The sequence below is a fragment of the Devosia sp. Micro-HW1 genome (assembly GCF_056341075.1).
Genome location: NZ_CP094375.1, coordinates 3533944 through 3548124, shown reverse-complemented (window position 1 = coordinate 3548124; position 14181 = coordinate 3533944). Strand labels below are relative to the sequence as shown.

Annotated in this window: 13 protein-coding genes and 1 other annotated feature; of the genes, 6 read left to right on the top strand and 7 right to left on the bottom strand. The window is 64.4% G+C overall.

Translation table 11 applies throughout. The features are described from left to right. Positions 1 to 27: 27 nt before the first annotated feature. The gene (locus MQW79_RS17070) at positions 28 to 216 is read right to left on the bottom strand and encodes a type II toxin-antitoxin system HicA family toxin (protein ID WP_476585661.1); all 189 of its coding nucleotides are present in this window, start codon (positions 214 to 216) and stop codon (positions 28 to 30) included. A gap of 146 nt (positions 217 to 362) precedes the next feature. On the opposite strand from MQW79_RS17070, the gene purD reads away from it, so the two are divergent. Together purD and MQW79_RS17060 are read left to right on the top strand one after the other, a co-directional pair. Then, positions 363 to 1634, top strand: a complete 1272-nt coding sequence (purD, locus tag MQW79_RS17065) for a phosphoribosylamine--glycine ligase (RefSeq protein WP_476585660.1) — start codon at positions 363 to 365, stop codon at positions 1632 to 1634. Positions 1635 to 1773: 139 nt separating this feature from the next. Continuing rightward, positions 1774 to 2655: a patatin-like phospholipase family protein gene (locus MQW79_RS17060; protein ID WP_476585659.1), complete on the top strand. Its 882-nt coding sequence runs from the start codon at positions 1774 to 1776 to the stop codon at positions 2653 to 2655. Between the two features lie 39 nt (positions 2656 to 2694). On the opposite strand, the gene MQW79_RS17055 is transcribed toward MQW79_RS17060, so the two are convergent. The 3 genes from MQW79_RS17055 to MQW79_RS17045 are packed head-to-tail and all read right to left on the bottom strand — an operon-like array spanning position 2695 to position 4371. Then, positions 2695 to 3666, bottom strand: a complete 972-nt coding sequence (locus tag MQW79_RS17055) for an NAD(P)-dependent alcohol dehydrogenase (protein WP_476585658.1) — start codon at positions 3664 to 3666, stop codon at positions 2695 to 2697. A 10-nt stretch (positions 3667 to 3676) separates the two neighbouring features. Beyond that, entirely contained in the window at positions 3677 to 3907 is a 231-nt protein-coding gene (locus MQW79_RS17050) for a helix-turn-helix transcriptional regulator (protein ID WP_476585657.1), read from the bottom strand. Continuing rightward, entirely contained in the window at positions 3907 to 4371 is a 465-nt protein-coding gene (locus MQW79_RS17045) for a hypothetical protein (RefSeq protein WP_476585656.1), read from the bottom strand. Before MQW79_RS17045 ends, MQW79_RS17050 begins: the two co-directional genes overlap by 1 nt. Before the next feature lie 144 nt (positions 4372 to 4515). Here MQW79_RS17045 and MQW79_RS17040 point away from each other — a divergent pair, with 144 nt between their 5' ends. Beyond that, positions 4516 to 4860, top strand: coding sequence for a DUF1801 domain-containing protein (locus MQW79_RS17040; RefSeq protein WP_476585655.1), 345 nt, complete (start codon positions 4516 to 4518; stop codon positions 4858 to 4860). Positions 4861 to 5022: 162 nt separating this feature from the next. Here MQW79_RS17040 and MQW79_RS17035 read toward each other — a convergent pair whose 3' ends face one another. Both MQW79_RS17035 and MQW79_RS17030 read right to left on the bottom strand, forming a co-directional pair. Beyond that, complete coding sequence (locus MQW79_RS17035) at positions 5023 to 5481, bottom strand: nucleoside deaminase (protein WP_476585654.1); 459 nt, start codon at positions 5479 to 5481, stop codon at positions 5023 to 5025. 7 nt (positions 5482 to 5488) lie between these two features. Beyond that, entirely contained in the window at positions 5489 to 7123 is a 1635-nt protein-coding gene (locus MQW79_RS17030) for an alpha/beta hydrolase (protein ID WP_476585653.1), read from the bottom strand. A 201-nt stretch (positions 7124 to 7324) separates the two neighbouring features. Next, positions 7325 to 7380: a sequence feature (sul1 is cis-regulatory element that is thought to sense ions involved in sulfur or methionine metabolism; They are found in Alphaproteobacteria), on the top strand. Between the two features lie 64 nt (positions 7381 to 7444). On the opposite strand from MQW79_RS17030, the gene MQW79_RS17025 reads away from it, so the two are divergent. The 3 genes from MQW79_RS17025 (at position 7445) to MQW79_RS17015 (ending at position 12575) form a co-directional block, all read left to right on the top strand. Further along, positions 7445 to 8929 (top strand): SulP family inorganic anion transporter, encoded by a 1485-nt coding sequence (locus MQW79_RS17025; RefSeq protein ID WP_476585652.1) that lies wholly within the window; start codon positions 7445 to 7447, stop codon positions 8927 to 8929. Between the two features lie 111 nt (positions 8930 to 9040). Then, the gene (mutL, locus tag MQW79_RS17020) at positions 9041 to 10855 is read left to right on the top strand and encodes a DNA mismatch repair endonuclease MutL (RefSeq protein ID WP_476585651.1); all 1815 of its coding nucleotides are present in this window, start codon (positions 9041 to 9043) and stop codon (positions 10853 to 10855) included. A 160-nt stretch (positions 10856 to 11015) separates the two neighbouring features. Further along, entirely contained in the window at positions 11016 to 12575 is a 1560-nt protein-coding gene (locus MQW79_RS17015) for a VOC family protein (RefSeq protein WP_476585650.1), read from the top strand. 397 nt (positions 12576 to 12972) lie between these two features. Here MQW79_RS17015 and MQW79_RS17010 read toward each other — a convergent pair whose 3' ends face one another. Beyond that, complete coding sequence (locus MQW79_RS17010) at positions 12973 to 14049, bottom strand: citrate synthase/methylcitrate synthase (protein ID WP_476585649.1); 1077 nt, start codon at positions 14047 to 14049, stop codon at positions 12973 to 12975. Positions 14050 to 14181 lie beyond the last annotated feature (132 nt).

The window sequence follows — 14181 nt, the reverse complement described above, 5'->3', positions numbered from 1 at the left end:
CGCTGACGTCCACTTGCGGCCATTTTCCTACTTCGTCCAGCCAGCCGCCTTGGCAATGGACTGCGCCACCCCCGGAGTTACAACCCGGTGCCGTGGTACCATGATCGAGGGGCTGCCCGCCTTTCGATACTTGTCATGCTTGGTGCCGCCAACGAGCTCCCAATCCTCACGCTCAAGCCGTGCCTTGATTTTGGCCGTGTTGGTTTCGTGCTGCATGGCACCCCTCATTGCGCATATATTTGCGCACACACCCTCTGAGTCAACCCATATGCCTGCCCGTTTGCTATCAGCAGCGCGCCAATGCCCTTGCCTCCCCACGCACTTTCCTGCATCACGCGCGCAGCACAGCATGGAGGCAGCAGATGCGCGTTATGGTCATCGGTTCGGGTGGACGCGAGCATGCGCTGGCCTGGAAGATTGCGCAGTCGCCTCTGGTGAGTGCGCTGTTCGTGGCGCCGGGCAACGGCGGCAGCGAACTGGTGGCGACCAATGTGCCCGTTGACATTACCGACCATGCAGCGGTGATTGCGGCCGCAAAAGAACACCAGATCGATTTCGTCGTCGTTGGCCCGGATGCGCAGGTGGTTGCCGGCCTCGGTGATGATGTGCGCGCGGCGGGCTTTACCTGCTTCTGCCCATCCAAGGCAGCCGGGCAGCTTGAGGGATCGAAGAGCTTTACCAAGGCGCTCTGCGACGAATTCGATATTCCCACGGCGGCCTATCACCGCTTCGAGGATGAAGCCTCGGCCCTGGCCTATCTCTACGTGCAGGGGGCGCCCATCGTGATCAAGGCCGATGGCCTCGCCGCCGGCAAGGGTGTCACTGTCGCCATGAGCGTCGAGGAAGCCGAAGAAGCAATCATCGACTGTTTCTCGGGCGCCTTCGGGGCGTCGGGCGCGGCCGTGGTGATCGAGGAATTCATGGAAGGCGAGGAGGTCAGCCTTTTCGTGCTGACCGACGGCAAGACGATCCTGCCGCTGACCACGGCGCAGGACCACAAGCGCGCCTTTGACGGCGACCAGGGCCCGAATACCGGGGGTATGGGCGCCTATTCGCCCGCGCCTGTGATGACCAGGGACATCTATGACGAGACCATGGCCCGGATCATCGAGCCCACCGTGCGCGGCATGGCCAAGCGGGGCACGCCCTATGCCGGCGTGCTCTATGCCGGGCTGATGCTGACCGAGGACGGACCCAAGCTGGTGGAGTACAATGCCCGCTTCGGCGACCCGGAGACGCAGGTGCTGGTCATGCGCATGGAGAGCGACATCGTCCCCCTGCTCCACGCCGTGGCCACCGGCACGTTGGCGGGACATGACGTGGCCTGGAAGGACGAGGTTGCGCTGACCGTCATCATGGCGACCAAGGGCTATCCCGGCCACTATGGCAAGGGCAGCGAAATCAAAGGGGTCGACGGGCTGGATGGTGATCACCTGACTGTGTTCCACGCCGGAACGAAGCGCGATGGCAGCCGTTTACTCGCCAATGGTGGGCGCGTGCTGAATGTTACTGCGCTCGGGGCATCTGTAAGAGAGGCACAACAGCGTGCTTACGCGGGCGTGGACGCAATTATTTGGCCAGAAGGCTTTGCCCGACGGGATATCGGGTGGCGGGAGATCGCCCGCGAAAGCTGAACCTTTCCTCAATCTCGCTACACTAAGCTCCCTCCGAACCGTCTTTGACGCGGCCCCGCCGCAACGCAAGCTGACGCCCCTGCAAAGGCGCGGCATGGCGCTGGCGGACAAGCTGCGCATGAAAGGTGCGGAGCGTGGCATGATGAACACGACCAGCGGACCGCGGATCGGCGTGGCACTGGGCGGCGGCTCGGCGAGGGGGCTGACGCATATTCCCTATATCGAGGCCATGGACGAGCTTGGCCTCAAGCCCTCGGTGATATCAGGCACCTCGATTGGCGCCCTGATCGGCTCGGGCTGGGCCGCCGGCATGAGCGGCAAGGAATTGCGCGAGCATTCCATCGAAGTGCTGGGCACGCTGAGGACCATTGCCGCAAAGCTGTGGGCCACGCAAATCCGCGGGATCGGCGGACTGCTGCGCAACGGCATCTCCGTGCAGCTGGACGCATCGAGCATTGTCGACGCCTTCGCGCCGCCGGACTTTCCCAGCGAATTCAAGGATCTCAAGGTGCCGCTCTATGTGGTAGCGACCGATTTCCAATCCTGGCACCAGGTGGTGTTCAATTCGGGCCTGCTGCGCCCGGCCATTGCCGGATCGCTGGCCATTCCGAGCTTCTTCAAGCCGGTGGTCTATAACAATCACCTGCTGGTGGATGGCGGCGTGGTCAATCCGCTGCCGCTCGACCAGGCCGATATCGACACCGACTTCCTGATCGGCATCGACGTGGCAGGCGACCCCTCGGCCAACCTCACCAAGACCGACCACAAGGCCATCGACATCTGGTTCGGCTCGGCCCAGATCATGATGCATTCGCTGACAGCGCATATGATGGCGGCCTATCCGCCCGATATCTATATCCGGCCGCGCGTCGCCCATTTCGGGGCGATGGAGTTCTGGCGGGTGCGCGAAATCATCACCCATGCCGAAGCGGAGAAGGACCGCTTCAAGTGGATGCTGGAGAGCAAGATCGAGGCCTATATCCAGGATCGCATACCGGTTGTGGACAGCAATCCCGGGTGAGCTTCAATCATGGTGGGTGCCTGACGGTAAGATCGGGGACTATTCCGCCACCGCGATGACGACGCTGCCACGCTTGCGCTTGCTGTCGACATAGGCGTGGGCGGCGGGCATTTCGGCGAAGGGATAGACCCGGTCGATGTGAGGGCGGTAGTGACCAGCGGCGGCGAGGCGCCCGAGCTCAGCCACATCATCGGCGTTTTCGGCGGCCGGACCGGCAATCATCCGCTTGCCGTCCGGTCCGGGGCGCAGGCTTGCGAGCATTTCCTTCATGGCCCCTGCAATGGCAAGGTAGCGGCCATCGGGGTTGAGAAGACGCTGCGCGGTGGCAAAATCCATGGCGCCGACCGTATCGGCGACAATGTCGAACCGCTCATGCAGGGTCGAAGGGTCCTTTTGCGTGTAGTCGATCACATCCACCGAACCGAGACTCGCCACGAGCGGGATGTTGCCGGTGCTGGTGGTGGCGGACACGAAGGCGCCCTGATGGTGGGCGAGCTGGACCAGCGCCATGCCGACGGCACCGGAGGCGCCAAGCACCAGGACGCTCTCGCCGCGCTTGAGACCGGCCTTTCGCAAATAATGCAGCGCCGTGGTGCCGCCGAAAGACAGGCTTGCCGCCTCGTGGAAATCGAGGCCCTGCGGCAAATGGACGATGGCGGCAGTCTGCGGGAGGCAGACAAACCGGGCATGGGCGCCCTGCCGCATACCGACAAAGGCATAGATGGCGTCGCCCCGGCCAAAGCGGGTCACGCCCTCGCCCACGGCTTCGACGACACCTGACAATTCGGTGCCAAGCACCGGCTGGCGCGGTGCATTCCAGCCCAGAGCGAGGCGGCCGAGCAGCTTCATGCCGGGCGGGAAATCGCAGCCGCGAATGCGCACATCGCCGGAATTGACCGTGGTGGCATGGACGCGGACCAGAACTTCCCCCGGCTTCGGCGTGGGGATCGGCGCGTCTTCGAGGCGCAGCACTTCGGGGCCGCCATAGCGGCGGACAAACCAGGCGTTCATGGCGTTTCTCCTAGCCTTGCTTCTGCTCGGCCTTCCACTGGAAGACGTCGCCAATCTCGACGCCGAAGACTTCGGCAATGCGGAAGGCGGCTTCGAGGGAGGGCGAATATTTGTTCTGCTCGATGGCAGCGACCGTCTGCCTCGTCATGCCGATGGCGTCGGCCAGCTGCTGCTGGGTCATCTCGCCATGGTCGAAACGAAGGCGGCGGATGGTGTTGGTGATGGGCGGCGGCGGGGGCATCAGGCGTACCGCCGGTACTGAATGATGACGATGATTTCGCGCAGCACTGCGGCGCTGGCCGTGACCAGAAGCAGCAGGTTGACCAGCATGATCGCAGTCGCACCGGCCGGATCGGCGGGGAAGTCGGCACGGGCAATGTCGGTCATGGACTTGCTCAGCAGCACCACGCCGACAACCGCCACTTCGAGGACGGCAAGGCCGACGCGGTTGGACACGGCCTCGATGCGGGTTTCGAGTTCGTCGGGCGGCGGATCAAACTCCTGCCTGCCGAGCCGGGCGGCCAACAGGGATGCCGGCAGCATGATGGCGATGGCGATGCCCATGCACCAGATAAACCGCCAGAACAGCGCGTCGCCATCGAGCCTGGCGGCGGCGAAGTCCGCCCAGACGCTTTGAAAATACCAGCCGAAAATGACCACAGAGGTCAGCGTGGAGATCCAGGCCACTTTCTCACGCATGGTCATATCGCGCACTCCATGTAGAGATTGATAGGCATCATATGGATTATTTCTAACCTGATGTCAAATATCTTATACATGATGCATGGTCGACGTTTGGCGCTCAGGCTCGTAGAAGGGGCTGGAAACGGTTGAACCCGGAGGCCAGCGATGAGCGTGGATGCGATTGCCAGACTGCTTGAAGACATCGGCGTGAGCAGGCCCAGCAATCATGCGGTGGTCGTGGCGCTGCGGGCCCTGGTGCGCGAAAATGCGCCCGAGGCCACCGAGAGCGTCAAGTATGGCGGGCTGCATTATATCCGCACCAAGCCGGTCTGCGGCATCTATAGCCACGCCAAGCATGTTTCGCTGGAGTTTGCGCGCGGGGCGGAATTCGACGATGGCCTGCTCGAGGGCGATGGGCAGTTTCGCCGGCACCTGAAATTCACCGACCCGGCAAGCGTGGATGCCGAGCGCGTGGCTGCGTATATCAGAGCGGCTTATCAGCGGTCGTGATACGGGCGGGGCAGCGGACCTTCTGAGCTGATTGCCTGCCTGCGCACGGGGCCACCCTCGGGCTTGACCCTAGGGCCATGCCCAACGGGCAGACTGTGCGTATTTCGAGTGGTCCTCGGGTCAAGCCCGAGGACGGCACCGTGGGTGTTTGATGGAAACGCGCTAGTCCCGCAGCTTCCGGAAGAACTCCACGAGCATGACCTCGGCGCGGGCGGCGGAGAGGCCGCCGATGACTTCCGGACGATGGTGGCAGGTAGGCTGGTCGAAGAGGCGGATGCCGTTTTCGACGGCTCCGGCCTTGATGTCCTCGGCAGCGAAGTAGACCCGGCGCAGGCGGGTATGGGCGATGGCCCCGGCGCACATGGCGCAGGGTTCGAGGGTTACATAGAGATCGCAGCCATCGAGACGGCCGGTGCCGCGCACCTCCAGCGCCCGGCGCATGGCCAGCAGCTCGGCATGGGCGGTGGGGTCGCGCAGGGCCTGCATGCGATTGGCCTCGGCGGCCAGCACACGGGCCCCTTCCATGATGACAGCGCCCACCGGGGCCTCGCCCATGGCTGCGGCCTCTTCGGCCAGAGCAAGGGCCAGATCCATGGGCTTGTCGGTGGTTTCAGGGATCATGGTGGCGTCACGGGGCATAGTCACTGGGGTCGATGGAGCGCTTCAGGGCCTCGATCGAAGCGGGCGTCCAGCCCGGCGGCTGGGTCACCTCGACCCAGGCATCGATATAGTCGGACGTGGCATAGACATGTCCGTATCCCACAGGCGGGGTCTGCGCCAGCGCCGCATCCACCGCCAGCTGCAGGAAGGTAATGACCGGATACCAGTAGAGCGCCGGGGACACATCGGGCCCGCGCGGCGAGCGCAGCCATTCGGGACGCCTGAGATCGGCATCGAAGGAGAAGAACACGATGGGATCGCTGGCATATTGCAGGAAGACGATGCGCATCGGCCCCCAGGCCAGACCCTCCCAGCCCTTGGCGCCCGACTGGTTCATGAAGCGGACCGCGGAGGAATTGCCGAAGCGCGGCAGCCAATAGGGCGTGCCGGGCTGACGGCCTTCGGTCATGCGGCTCCAGACCTGGCTGGAAAAGGGCGGGCCGGCCCAAAGCGCGCCATGGAAAGGGTCGGCCAGCACGTCATAGACGGTGGTGGAATTCTGCGAGGCCAGCGCGCCAAGACTGAGGCCGTAGAGATAAAGCCGCGGCCGCGCGTCATGGGGCAATTGCGTCCAGTAGGCATAGACGGTGTTGAACAGGGCCTGGGCGGTCTCGGTGCCGACATCAGGCTCGATGAAGAGCGAGAGAACGCTCGAGAGATAGGAATATTGCACGGCGACGCTGGCGACATCTCCGTGGTGCAGATATTCGAGCGTATCGACGGCCCGGCGATCGATCCAGCCGGTGCCGACAGGTGTAATCAGCACCAGAACCGAGCGCTCGAAAGCGCCGATGCGCACCAGTTCGGCCAGGGCAAGGTTGGCCCGCTTCTGGGGCGTGGTGGCTGAGCGCAGACCCACATAGGTGCGTAGCGGCTGCATGGCGGGCTTGCCGGTCTTGGCGGTGATGGCAGCGGCATCGGGCCCGCTTTCGACGTAGATGCGTGAATCCCGGCCAATCGTGTTCCAGTCGATCAGCGATTGGTCGCTGCCGGTCTGGTACCAGTGGGCAGGCGGCTCCGCTTCTGAGGAGACCAGCGCATCGAGCCGTTGATAAAAATTGTCGGCGGCGCGCAGGGCAGCGCGCAGGAACAGATTGTTGACCAGAATGCTGACGACGAGGATCACCAGCGTGGTGGCCAAAACAAAGGCGGCGCGGCGCGGCATATGCGGCGTGAGCCAGCGCCAGACGAGGCGAACCAGCACGACCAGCAGATAGCCCAGAAAGATGAGACCGGTCGCCACGAGAAAAGCCATGGCCGCAATCGTCAGCGGCTGGCTCTTGTCGACGGGCGCCATGCCCATGACCGAGCGGACGGAATTCTGCCAGGCGTTGGAATTCCAGAGGGCCACCAGAACGATGCCGAGGCAGATGAGCGCCGCCAGCATGCCCAGTGCCCTGGTGATGCGGCCGGGCGGCACGCGCAGGCCGAGATAGTTCCACAGCCAGTGGACCAGATTGCCCAGCCCATAGCCCACGGCAAAGCAGCAGCCCGAGAGCACGCCCTGCACGATTTCGGTGCGCGGCAGCAGCGATGGCGTCAGCGACAGGGCAAAGAAGATCGAGCCGACCAGGAGGCCCGGCGGGGAGAGAAAACGAGTCACCGCCTCCCATAGGGTATTGGCCCAATGGGCCCAATCCTGAGATGCGCGGGGATGCGTGACGGTCATGCTGCTTAGGAGAACCCGGATGGCGTGATGGGTCAATGCTCGACAAGGTGGGGCGCCATTTGTCGCAAACGCCAGGGAGGGCAGCCTCGCCCGGCTTGCAGGTGAAGAGACAATGTGCGATCAAAAATCAATCGCCTTGGACCCGGTGCAATTCCGGGTGGCTCTTCCGGCCGCCGATCCGCCGGACAATCCAGCAAGCTTTCCGCTTAACACGCCAAGCCCGCTTTTGAGCGGCTTCAGCCGTCTGGACCCTTCATGACCACTTTTACGAATTTCCGCCGCGACTGGCTTTCCAATATTCGTGGCGACGTGCTGTCCGGCATCGTCGTTGCGCTCGCCCTCATTCCTGAGGCCATCGGTTTTTCCATCATCGCGGGCGTCGACCCGCGCGTCGGGCTCTATGCCTCGGTGGTTATTGCCATCGTCATCTCCTTTGCCGGCGGACGCCCGGCCATGATTTCGGCCGCCACGGCGGCCACAGCGGTGCTGATGGGGAGCCTGGTTCGCGACCACGGGCTGCAATACCTGCTGGCAGCCACCATCCTGGCGGGCCTGATCCAGATTGCCGCCGGCTGGCTGCGTGTCGGCTATGTCATGCGGTTCATCTCGAAATCGGTAATGACCGGCTTCGTCAACGCGCTGGCCATCCTGATCTTCATGGCGCAACTGCCGGAGCTGACCAATGTCGGCTGGCAGACCTATGCGATGATCGCGCTGGGGCTCGCCATCATCTACGTGTTCCCGCGCGTGACCCGCGCCATTCCCTCGCCGCTGGTGTGCATCCTGGTGCTGACCGCCGTTGCGCTGACCATCCAAGCCGATGTCCGCACCGTTGCCGATCTGGGCGAATTGCCCGACGCGCTGCCCATGCTGCTTTTGCCCAATGTGCCGCTGTCACTCGAAACACTGCTGATCATTCTGCCCTATTCGCTGGGGGTGGCGGCCGTGGGCCTGCTCGAAAGCCTGCTCACCGCCTCCATCGTCGACCAGATGACCGACACCAATAGCGACAAGAACCGCGAATCCGTGGGCCAGGGCATTGCCAATATTGCCAGTGGCCTGTTCGGCGGCATGGCGGGCTGCGCCATGATTGGCCAGTCGGTGATCAATGTGAAATCAGGTGGGCGCACAAGGCTCTCGACCTTTGTCGCTGGCGCCTTCCTTCTGTTCCTGCTGATGGTACTGGGCGAATGGGTAGGGCTCATTCCCATGCCGGCGCTGGTCGCCATCATGATCATGGTGTCGATCGGCACGTTCAACTGGGGCTCGTTTGCCGATCTGCGGCATCATCCGCGCCGCTCGAGCTTGGTCATGCTGGCCACTGTCGTCACCGTGGTCGGCACGCATAACCTGGCGCTGGGCGTCGGTGTCGGCGTGCTGCTATCGGGCATCTTCTTTGCCTGGAAGGTGGCGCAGATCTTCCGTGTCACTTCGACGCTCAGCCCCGACGGGTCGGAACGGCATTACCGGATCGAGGGGCAATTGTTCTTTGCCTCAGCCGAGGATTTTCTCGCCGCCATGGATTTCAGCGCGGTGCCGGCCAAGGTCACCATCGATGTGACCGACGCCCACATCTGGGATTTGACCGGCGTCAATGCGGTGGACGTGGCGGTGCTCAAGTTCCGACGCGCCGGCGCGGCGGTGGAGCTGATCGGCATGAACGATGCCAGCGCCACGATCATGGACAAGCTGGCCGTGCATGACCAGCCGGGGGCAATCGAGAAAGTGCTCGGCCACTGACGCGATACACTTCTCACCGGACGGGGGGAAGACGCTGGCCTGGGTACATCCGCCGATGCGGGTCGGAATGGCGCGCAGGCTGGCCTATATTGGGGCCAAGGAGAATCGCCCTTGCCTATCCGCCAGCTACCCGAAGACCTGATCAATCGCATTGCCGCCGGCGAGGTGGTGGAGCGCCCGTCGAGCGTGGTCAAGGAACTGGTGGAGAATTCCATCGATGCCGGGGCGCGCCGGATCACCGTGACCACGGCCAATGGCGGCATGGACCTGATCCGCATTGCCGATGACGGGCACGGCATGGACCGGGACGACCTGATGCTGAGTGTCGAGCGGCACGCGACATCAAAACTCACGGTCGACGATCTCGACGATATCCGAACGCTGGGCTTTCGCGGCGAGGCGCTGGCATCCATTGGCTCGGTGGCGCGGCTATCGGTAGCCTCGCGCCGGGCGGAGGCGGAAAGCGGCCTCGTCATCGTCGTCGACAATGGTCGGCGCAGCGGACCCGTGCCGCAGGCGATGAACCGAGGCACGGTTATCGAGGTGCGCGATCTCTTTGCACAGGTGCCGGCGCGGCGGAAATTTCTCAAAAGTGCACGCTCGGAAGCCGCTGCCATCACCGATGTGATCAAGCGCTTGGCCATGGCCAATCCGGAAATCCACTTCGTGCTCGAGGGCAGCGACCGCACGGCTTCCAACTGGCCTGCCGTTTCGGGCGAAGGGGCGCTGGGAGCGCGACTGGGCCAGGTGATGGGCAGCGACTTCGTCGACAATGCCGTGACCCTCGCCACGGCGCGACATGGCATTGTGGTGGCCGGCATGGCGGGGCTGCCGACCTATACGCGGGCCAATTCGCTCAGCCAGTTCTACTTCGTCAATGGCCGCTCGGTGCGGGACAAGGTGCTGGTGGGCGCGGTGCGCGCCGCCTATGCCGACTATGTATTCCGCGACCGCTTTCCGGTCGTGTCGCTCTATATCGCCATCGACCCGGCCGAGGTGGACGTCAACGTGCATCCGGCCAAGGCGGAACTGCGGTTTCGCGATCAGGGCGCGGTGCGCGGGGCGGTCATCAAGGCCATTGGCCTCGCGCTGGCGGCGGCCGGGTTCAAGGCTTCGACCAGCGTGGCCGAGGATATCCTGGGGGCCTTTTCAGCGCCGGAAATGGCCGAGCCGGCTTCCCCTGCCCCGGTAGCTCCCGGTGGGGGCGGATACGCGCCGCAGCGCCTGAGCTTTGCCAGCGACCGCGCGCCGCTCAATCTCGACCGATCGCCGGGGCGGCTGATGGGCTTTACCGAGCCCAGCGGACGGGTGGAGCGGTTCGAGCCCGCGGCCGAACCGGTGGACTATCCACTGGGGACGGCGCGGGCGCAGATGTTCGACAATTACATCATCGCGCAGAATGGCGATGGCCTCTTGCTGGTGGACCAGCATGCGGCGCATGAGCGGCTGGTCTATGAGCGGTTCAAGGCGCAACTGGCGTCGGGCCCGGTGGCGAGCCAGGCGCAACTGATCCCCGTGATCGTGGAACTGCCAGAAGAAGACTGCGCGCGGCTGGAAGACGCAGCGCCGGAGCTGGAGCGCTTCGGGCTCTATCTCGACCGCTTCGGGCCGCGCGCCGTGGCGGTGCGCGAGACGCCGGCTTTGCTGGGCAATAGCGATATTTCGGGCCTCGTGCGGGACCTCGCCGATGGCCTTGCCGAATGGGACAGTGCCGCCGCGCTGACCGAGCGGATGGAAGCGATCATCGGGCGCATGGCCTGCCACGGCTCGGTGCGATCCGGGCGACGGCTGCGCGTCGACGAGATGAACGCGCTGTTGCGCGACATGGAGGCGACGCCGCATTCCGGGCAATGCATCCATGGGCGGCCCACCTATGTGGAGCTCAAGAAGGGCGATATCGAGCGGTTGTTCGGGCGGAGCCGGTGAGAGTAGGCACCGCGCCTGCGACGTTACCCCGCCCTCATTCCCTCCCCATCAAGGGGAGGGAGGCGAAAGACCGCGATGCCAGTGCTCATCGTCTCCCTCCCCCTTGTGGGAAGGGACCAAGGGTGGGGTGTCTGCATCCACAAATTGAGGAAACAGTCTCATGACGTCAGGCATTCATCACGTCACCCTGATCACGCGCGACGTGCAGGCCAATGTCGATTTCTATGTCGGCTTTCTGGGGCTGCGGCTGGTCAAGCGCACGGGCGGCTATGAGGATGCGCGGCAGCTGCACCTGTTTTACGGCGACCATGACGCGACGCCCGGATCGCTGATCACCTTTCTCGTGTGGCAGGGCGGATCTTCGGGACAGGCCGGGGCTGGGCAGGTAAGCGAAGTGGCGCTGGCCATTACGCCGGGATCCATCGGCTACTGGCTGGAACGGGCGCTGAGCCATCAGGTCAAGGTCGAGGGCACCGGGCAGGAACTGGGCGAGACCGTGCTGCGGTTGCGCGATCCCGATGGGGTGGTGATCAAGCTGGTGGGAGCGGCACTGCCTGATCTCCCCATGCCCGAGAGCGACATTCCACTCCAGCACCGGATCCGCCGCATTCGCGGGGTGACGCTGTTGAGCGAAGTGCAGGAGGAGACGGTGGACTTCCTGACCCGGCATTTCGGCTTTGCCCTCGTCATGAGCGAGGGGCCGATCAAGCGGCTGGCTTCTGACAGCGGGGACGTGCTCGATGTCAGGGATGCCGGAGGGTTCTGGCCGGGCGCACCGGGCACCGGGACTGCCGATCACGTGGCGCTGCGGGCCGTGGATGGCGATGAAGTGCGCCGGGTGGAAACCATCCTGCGGCAGCGCAATTCGAGCCTCACCAATCTGCATGACCGGAACTATTTCACCTCGCTCTATGTGCGCGAACCGGGCGGCACCCTGATCGAAATGGCCAGCGACGGACCCGGATTCACCCTGGACGAGCCGCTGGAAAGCCTCGGCACACGGCTGTTCATGCCGCCCGACACGCCGGACGCCGAAGCGCTCAAGGTGATGCTGCCGCAATTCGGGTTGCCGGGCGAAGAGCGGGTGGTCTATCGCGACCTCATCTACGCGCATCGCTTTTTCACGCCCGAGACGCCAGACGGCAGTGTATTGGCGCTGCTGCATGGGACCGGCGGCGATGAAATGGACCTGATGCCGCTGGCTCACAAGGCCGCGCCGCAGGCGACACTGCTCGGCATCAGGGGGCGCAGCACCGAAACCGGGACGCGACGCTGGTTCCGCAGTTTCGGACCGGCGATTTTCGACCAGAAGGACATCAGGTTCGAATCGGGAGCGCTGGAGGCCTTCTTCGAGGAAGTGCGTAGCGCCTATCGGATCGGGACCGGGCAACTGGTGGGCCTGGGCTATTCGAACGGGGCAAACCTATTGGCCGCGGCCATGCTGCTGCATCCTGGCATGGTGCAGCGCGCCATCTTGCTGCGACCGGCCATGGTGCTCGATGCGGCGCCCGGACTGGACCTGACAGGCAGTGCCGTGCTGGTGGTGCTGGGCGAGGCGGATGCCTTCCGCAGTGAGGGCGAAAGGCTGGCCGAGGCCTTGCGGGCGGCCGGGGCCGAGGTGACGGTGGCGATCGTGCCGGGCGCACATGAACTGGGCACTGAGGACGCCGACCAGATCGGGACGTGGCTCCGCCGTGAGGCCTCGCAAGAGGTTAAGTAAGGGTTAAACCTCCATTGACCACGCATATTTGTTGTGCTTTTGTTCTTGTGAACATAGGGGGAACATATGCGTAGGACAGTCGTCGTATTCGTTTGCCTTTTACTTTCCATCTTCCCGGCCATGTCGTCCGGTTTACTTGCGGCGCCTGATGACGCACCGGGCAATGTGTGCACCGATAGCGAAGGCCTGGCCGGACAGGCTCGGGATCGCCTGTCCGATGCAGAGACACGGGATTCTCCGGTGCCGTCCCCTCAGATAAGCACGTTCCCCGCCAGTGCCGACCTGACCCTGATCAGGGGGCGCTGTCTGCTTTAGCGCCCCTGCCCGGACCGGTATGCGGCTCCGCCTATATCCGGGCACCGAGCAGAGCTTCCAGGGTGCGCGTTCGGCACTTGCGTCATGCCGCCGCCTTCGGGCCGACATAGCGGCTCTGGGGGCGGATCAGGCGGCCGGTTTCGATCTGCTCATGGGCATGGGCGACCCAGCCGCCGACGCGCCCGGCCGCGAAGACGCCGGTAAAGGCGTCGCGGGGGAAACCGAGGGCTTCGAGCAGCAGCGCGGTGAAATATTCGACATTGGTTTCGAGCACGCGGTCGGGCTTGGCGGCGCGCAGGGCCACGAGCGCGTCGCGTTCGATGGCCTCGGCCAGGGCGAGACGCTGCGCATTCATGCCGCCTGATGCACCGAGGCGGCCGAGGGCGGATTTCAGGGCATCGGCGCGCGGATCGCGGACGCGATAGATGCGGTGGCCAAAGCCCATCAGCCGCTCGCCGCGGGCCAGTTCGGCGCCGATCCAGCGGGCGGCATTGTCGGGCACGCCGATGGCATCGAGCATGTCGAGCACCGGGCCGGGGGCGCCGCCATGCAGCGGTCCCTTGAGCGCGCCGAGGGCCGCAATCACCGATGATGCATAGCCGGCGCGGGTGGAGGCGACCACGCGGGCGGTGAAGGTCGAGGCATTGAGGCCGTGATCGGAGACGGTGACGAGATAGGTATCGAGGGCGCGAATGGCTTCGTGCGTGGGCGCGGCGTCAGAGAGCATGAACAGCATGTCTTCGGCGTGGCCGTGGGCGGGATTGGGGGCGAGGGGCTGCTGCCCGGCCCGGGCGCGGATCAGGGCCGGGACGAAGACGGCCGGCGCGGCGATCTGCAACAGCGCCGCGTCGCGATCCTCGCCATCGGGCAGGCGCGCCATGAGAGCGCGGAGCGCTTCGGTGATCGACAGATCGAGCAGACTGGCGTCGAGATGCGACAATTCGCGAGCGACGCGCTGGCGGGCGTCAGCAAGGTCAGCACGGATGGCATCGGCGTCGGATGACAGGAGGTCGGGCAGGAGCAGGGCCAGGACGCCCTCGTAGCTGACCTGATCGGCCAGGGAATCGAGGCTGTGGCCGCAGATGACCAGACGGCCGTGCTCGCCATCGACTTCGCTGAGGCGGGTTTCGGCGGCAATGACATTGTCGAGACCGGACATGGTGTTCTCCTGCTTGTTTGACTTCTTTCGTCGCGTTTCCGAACCACAAAACCGTTGCCACTTTTGCTGGAAACGCTTTAGGTTTCAGCTAATCAAGATTGACGTCAATCTTGATGCAATTGATCAATGCGA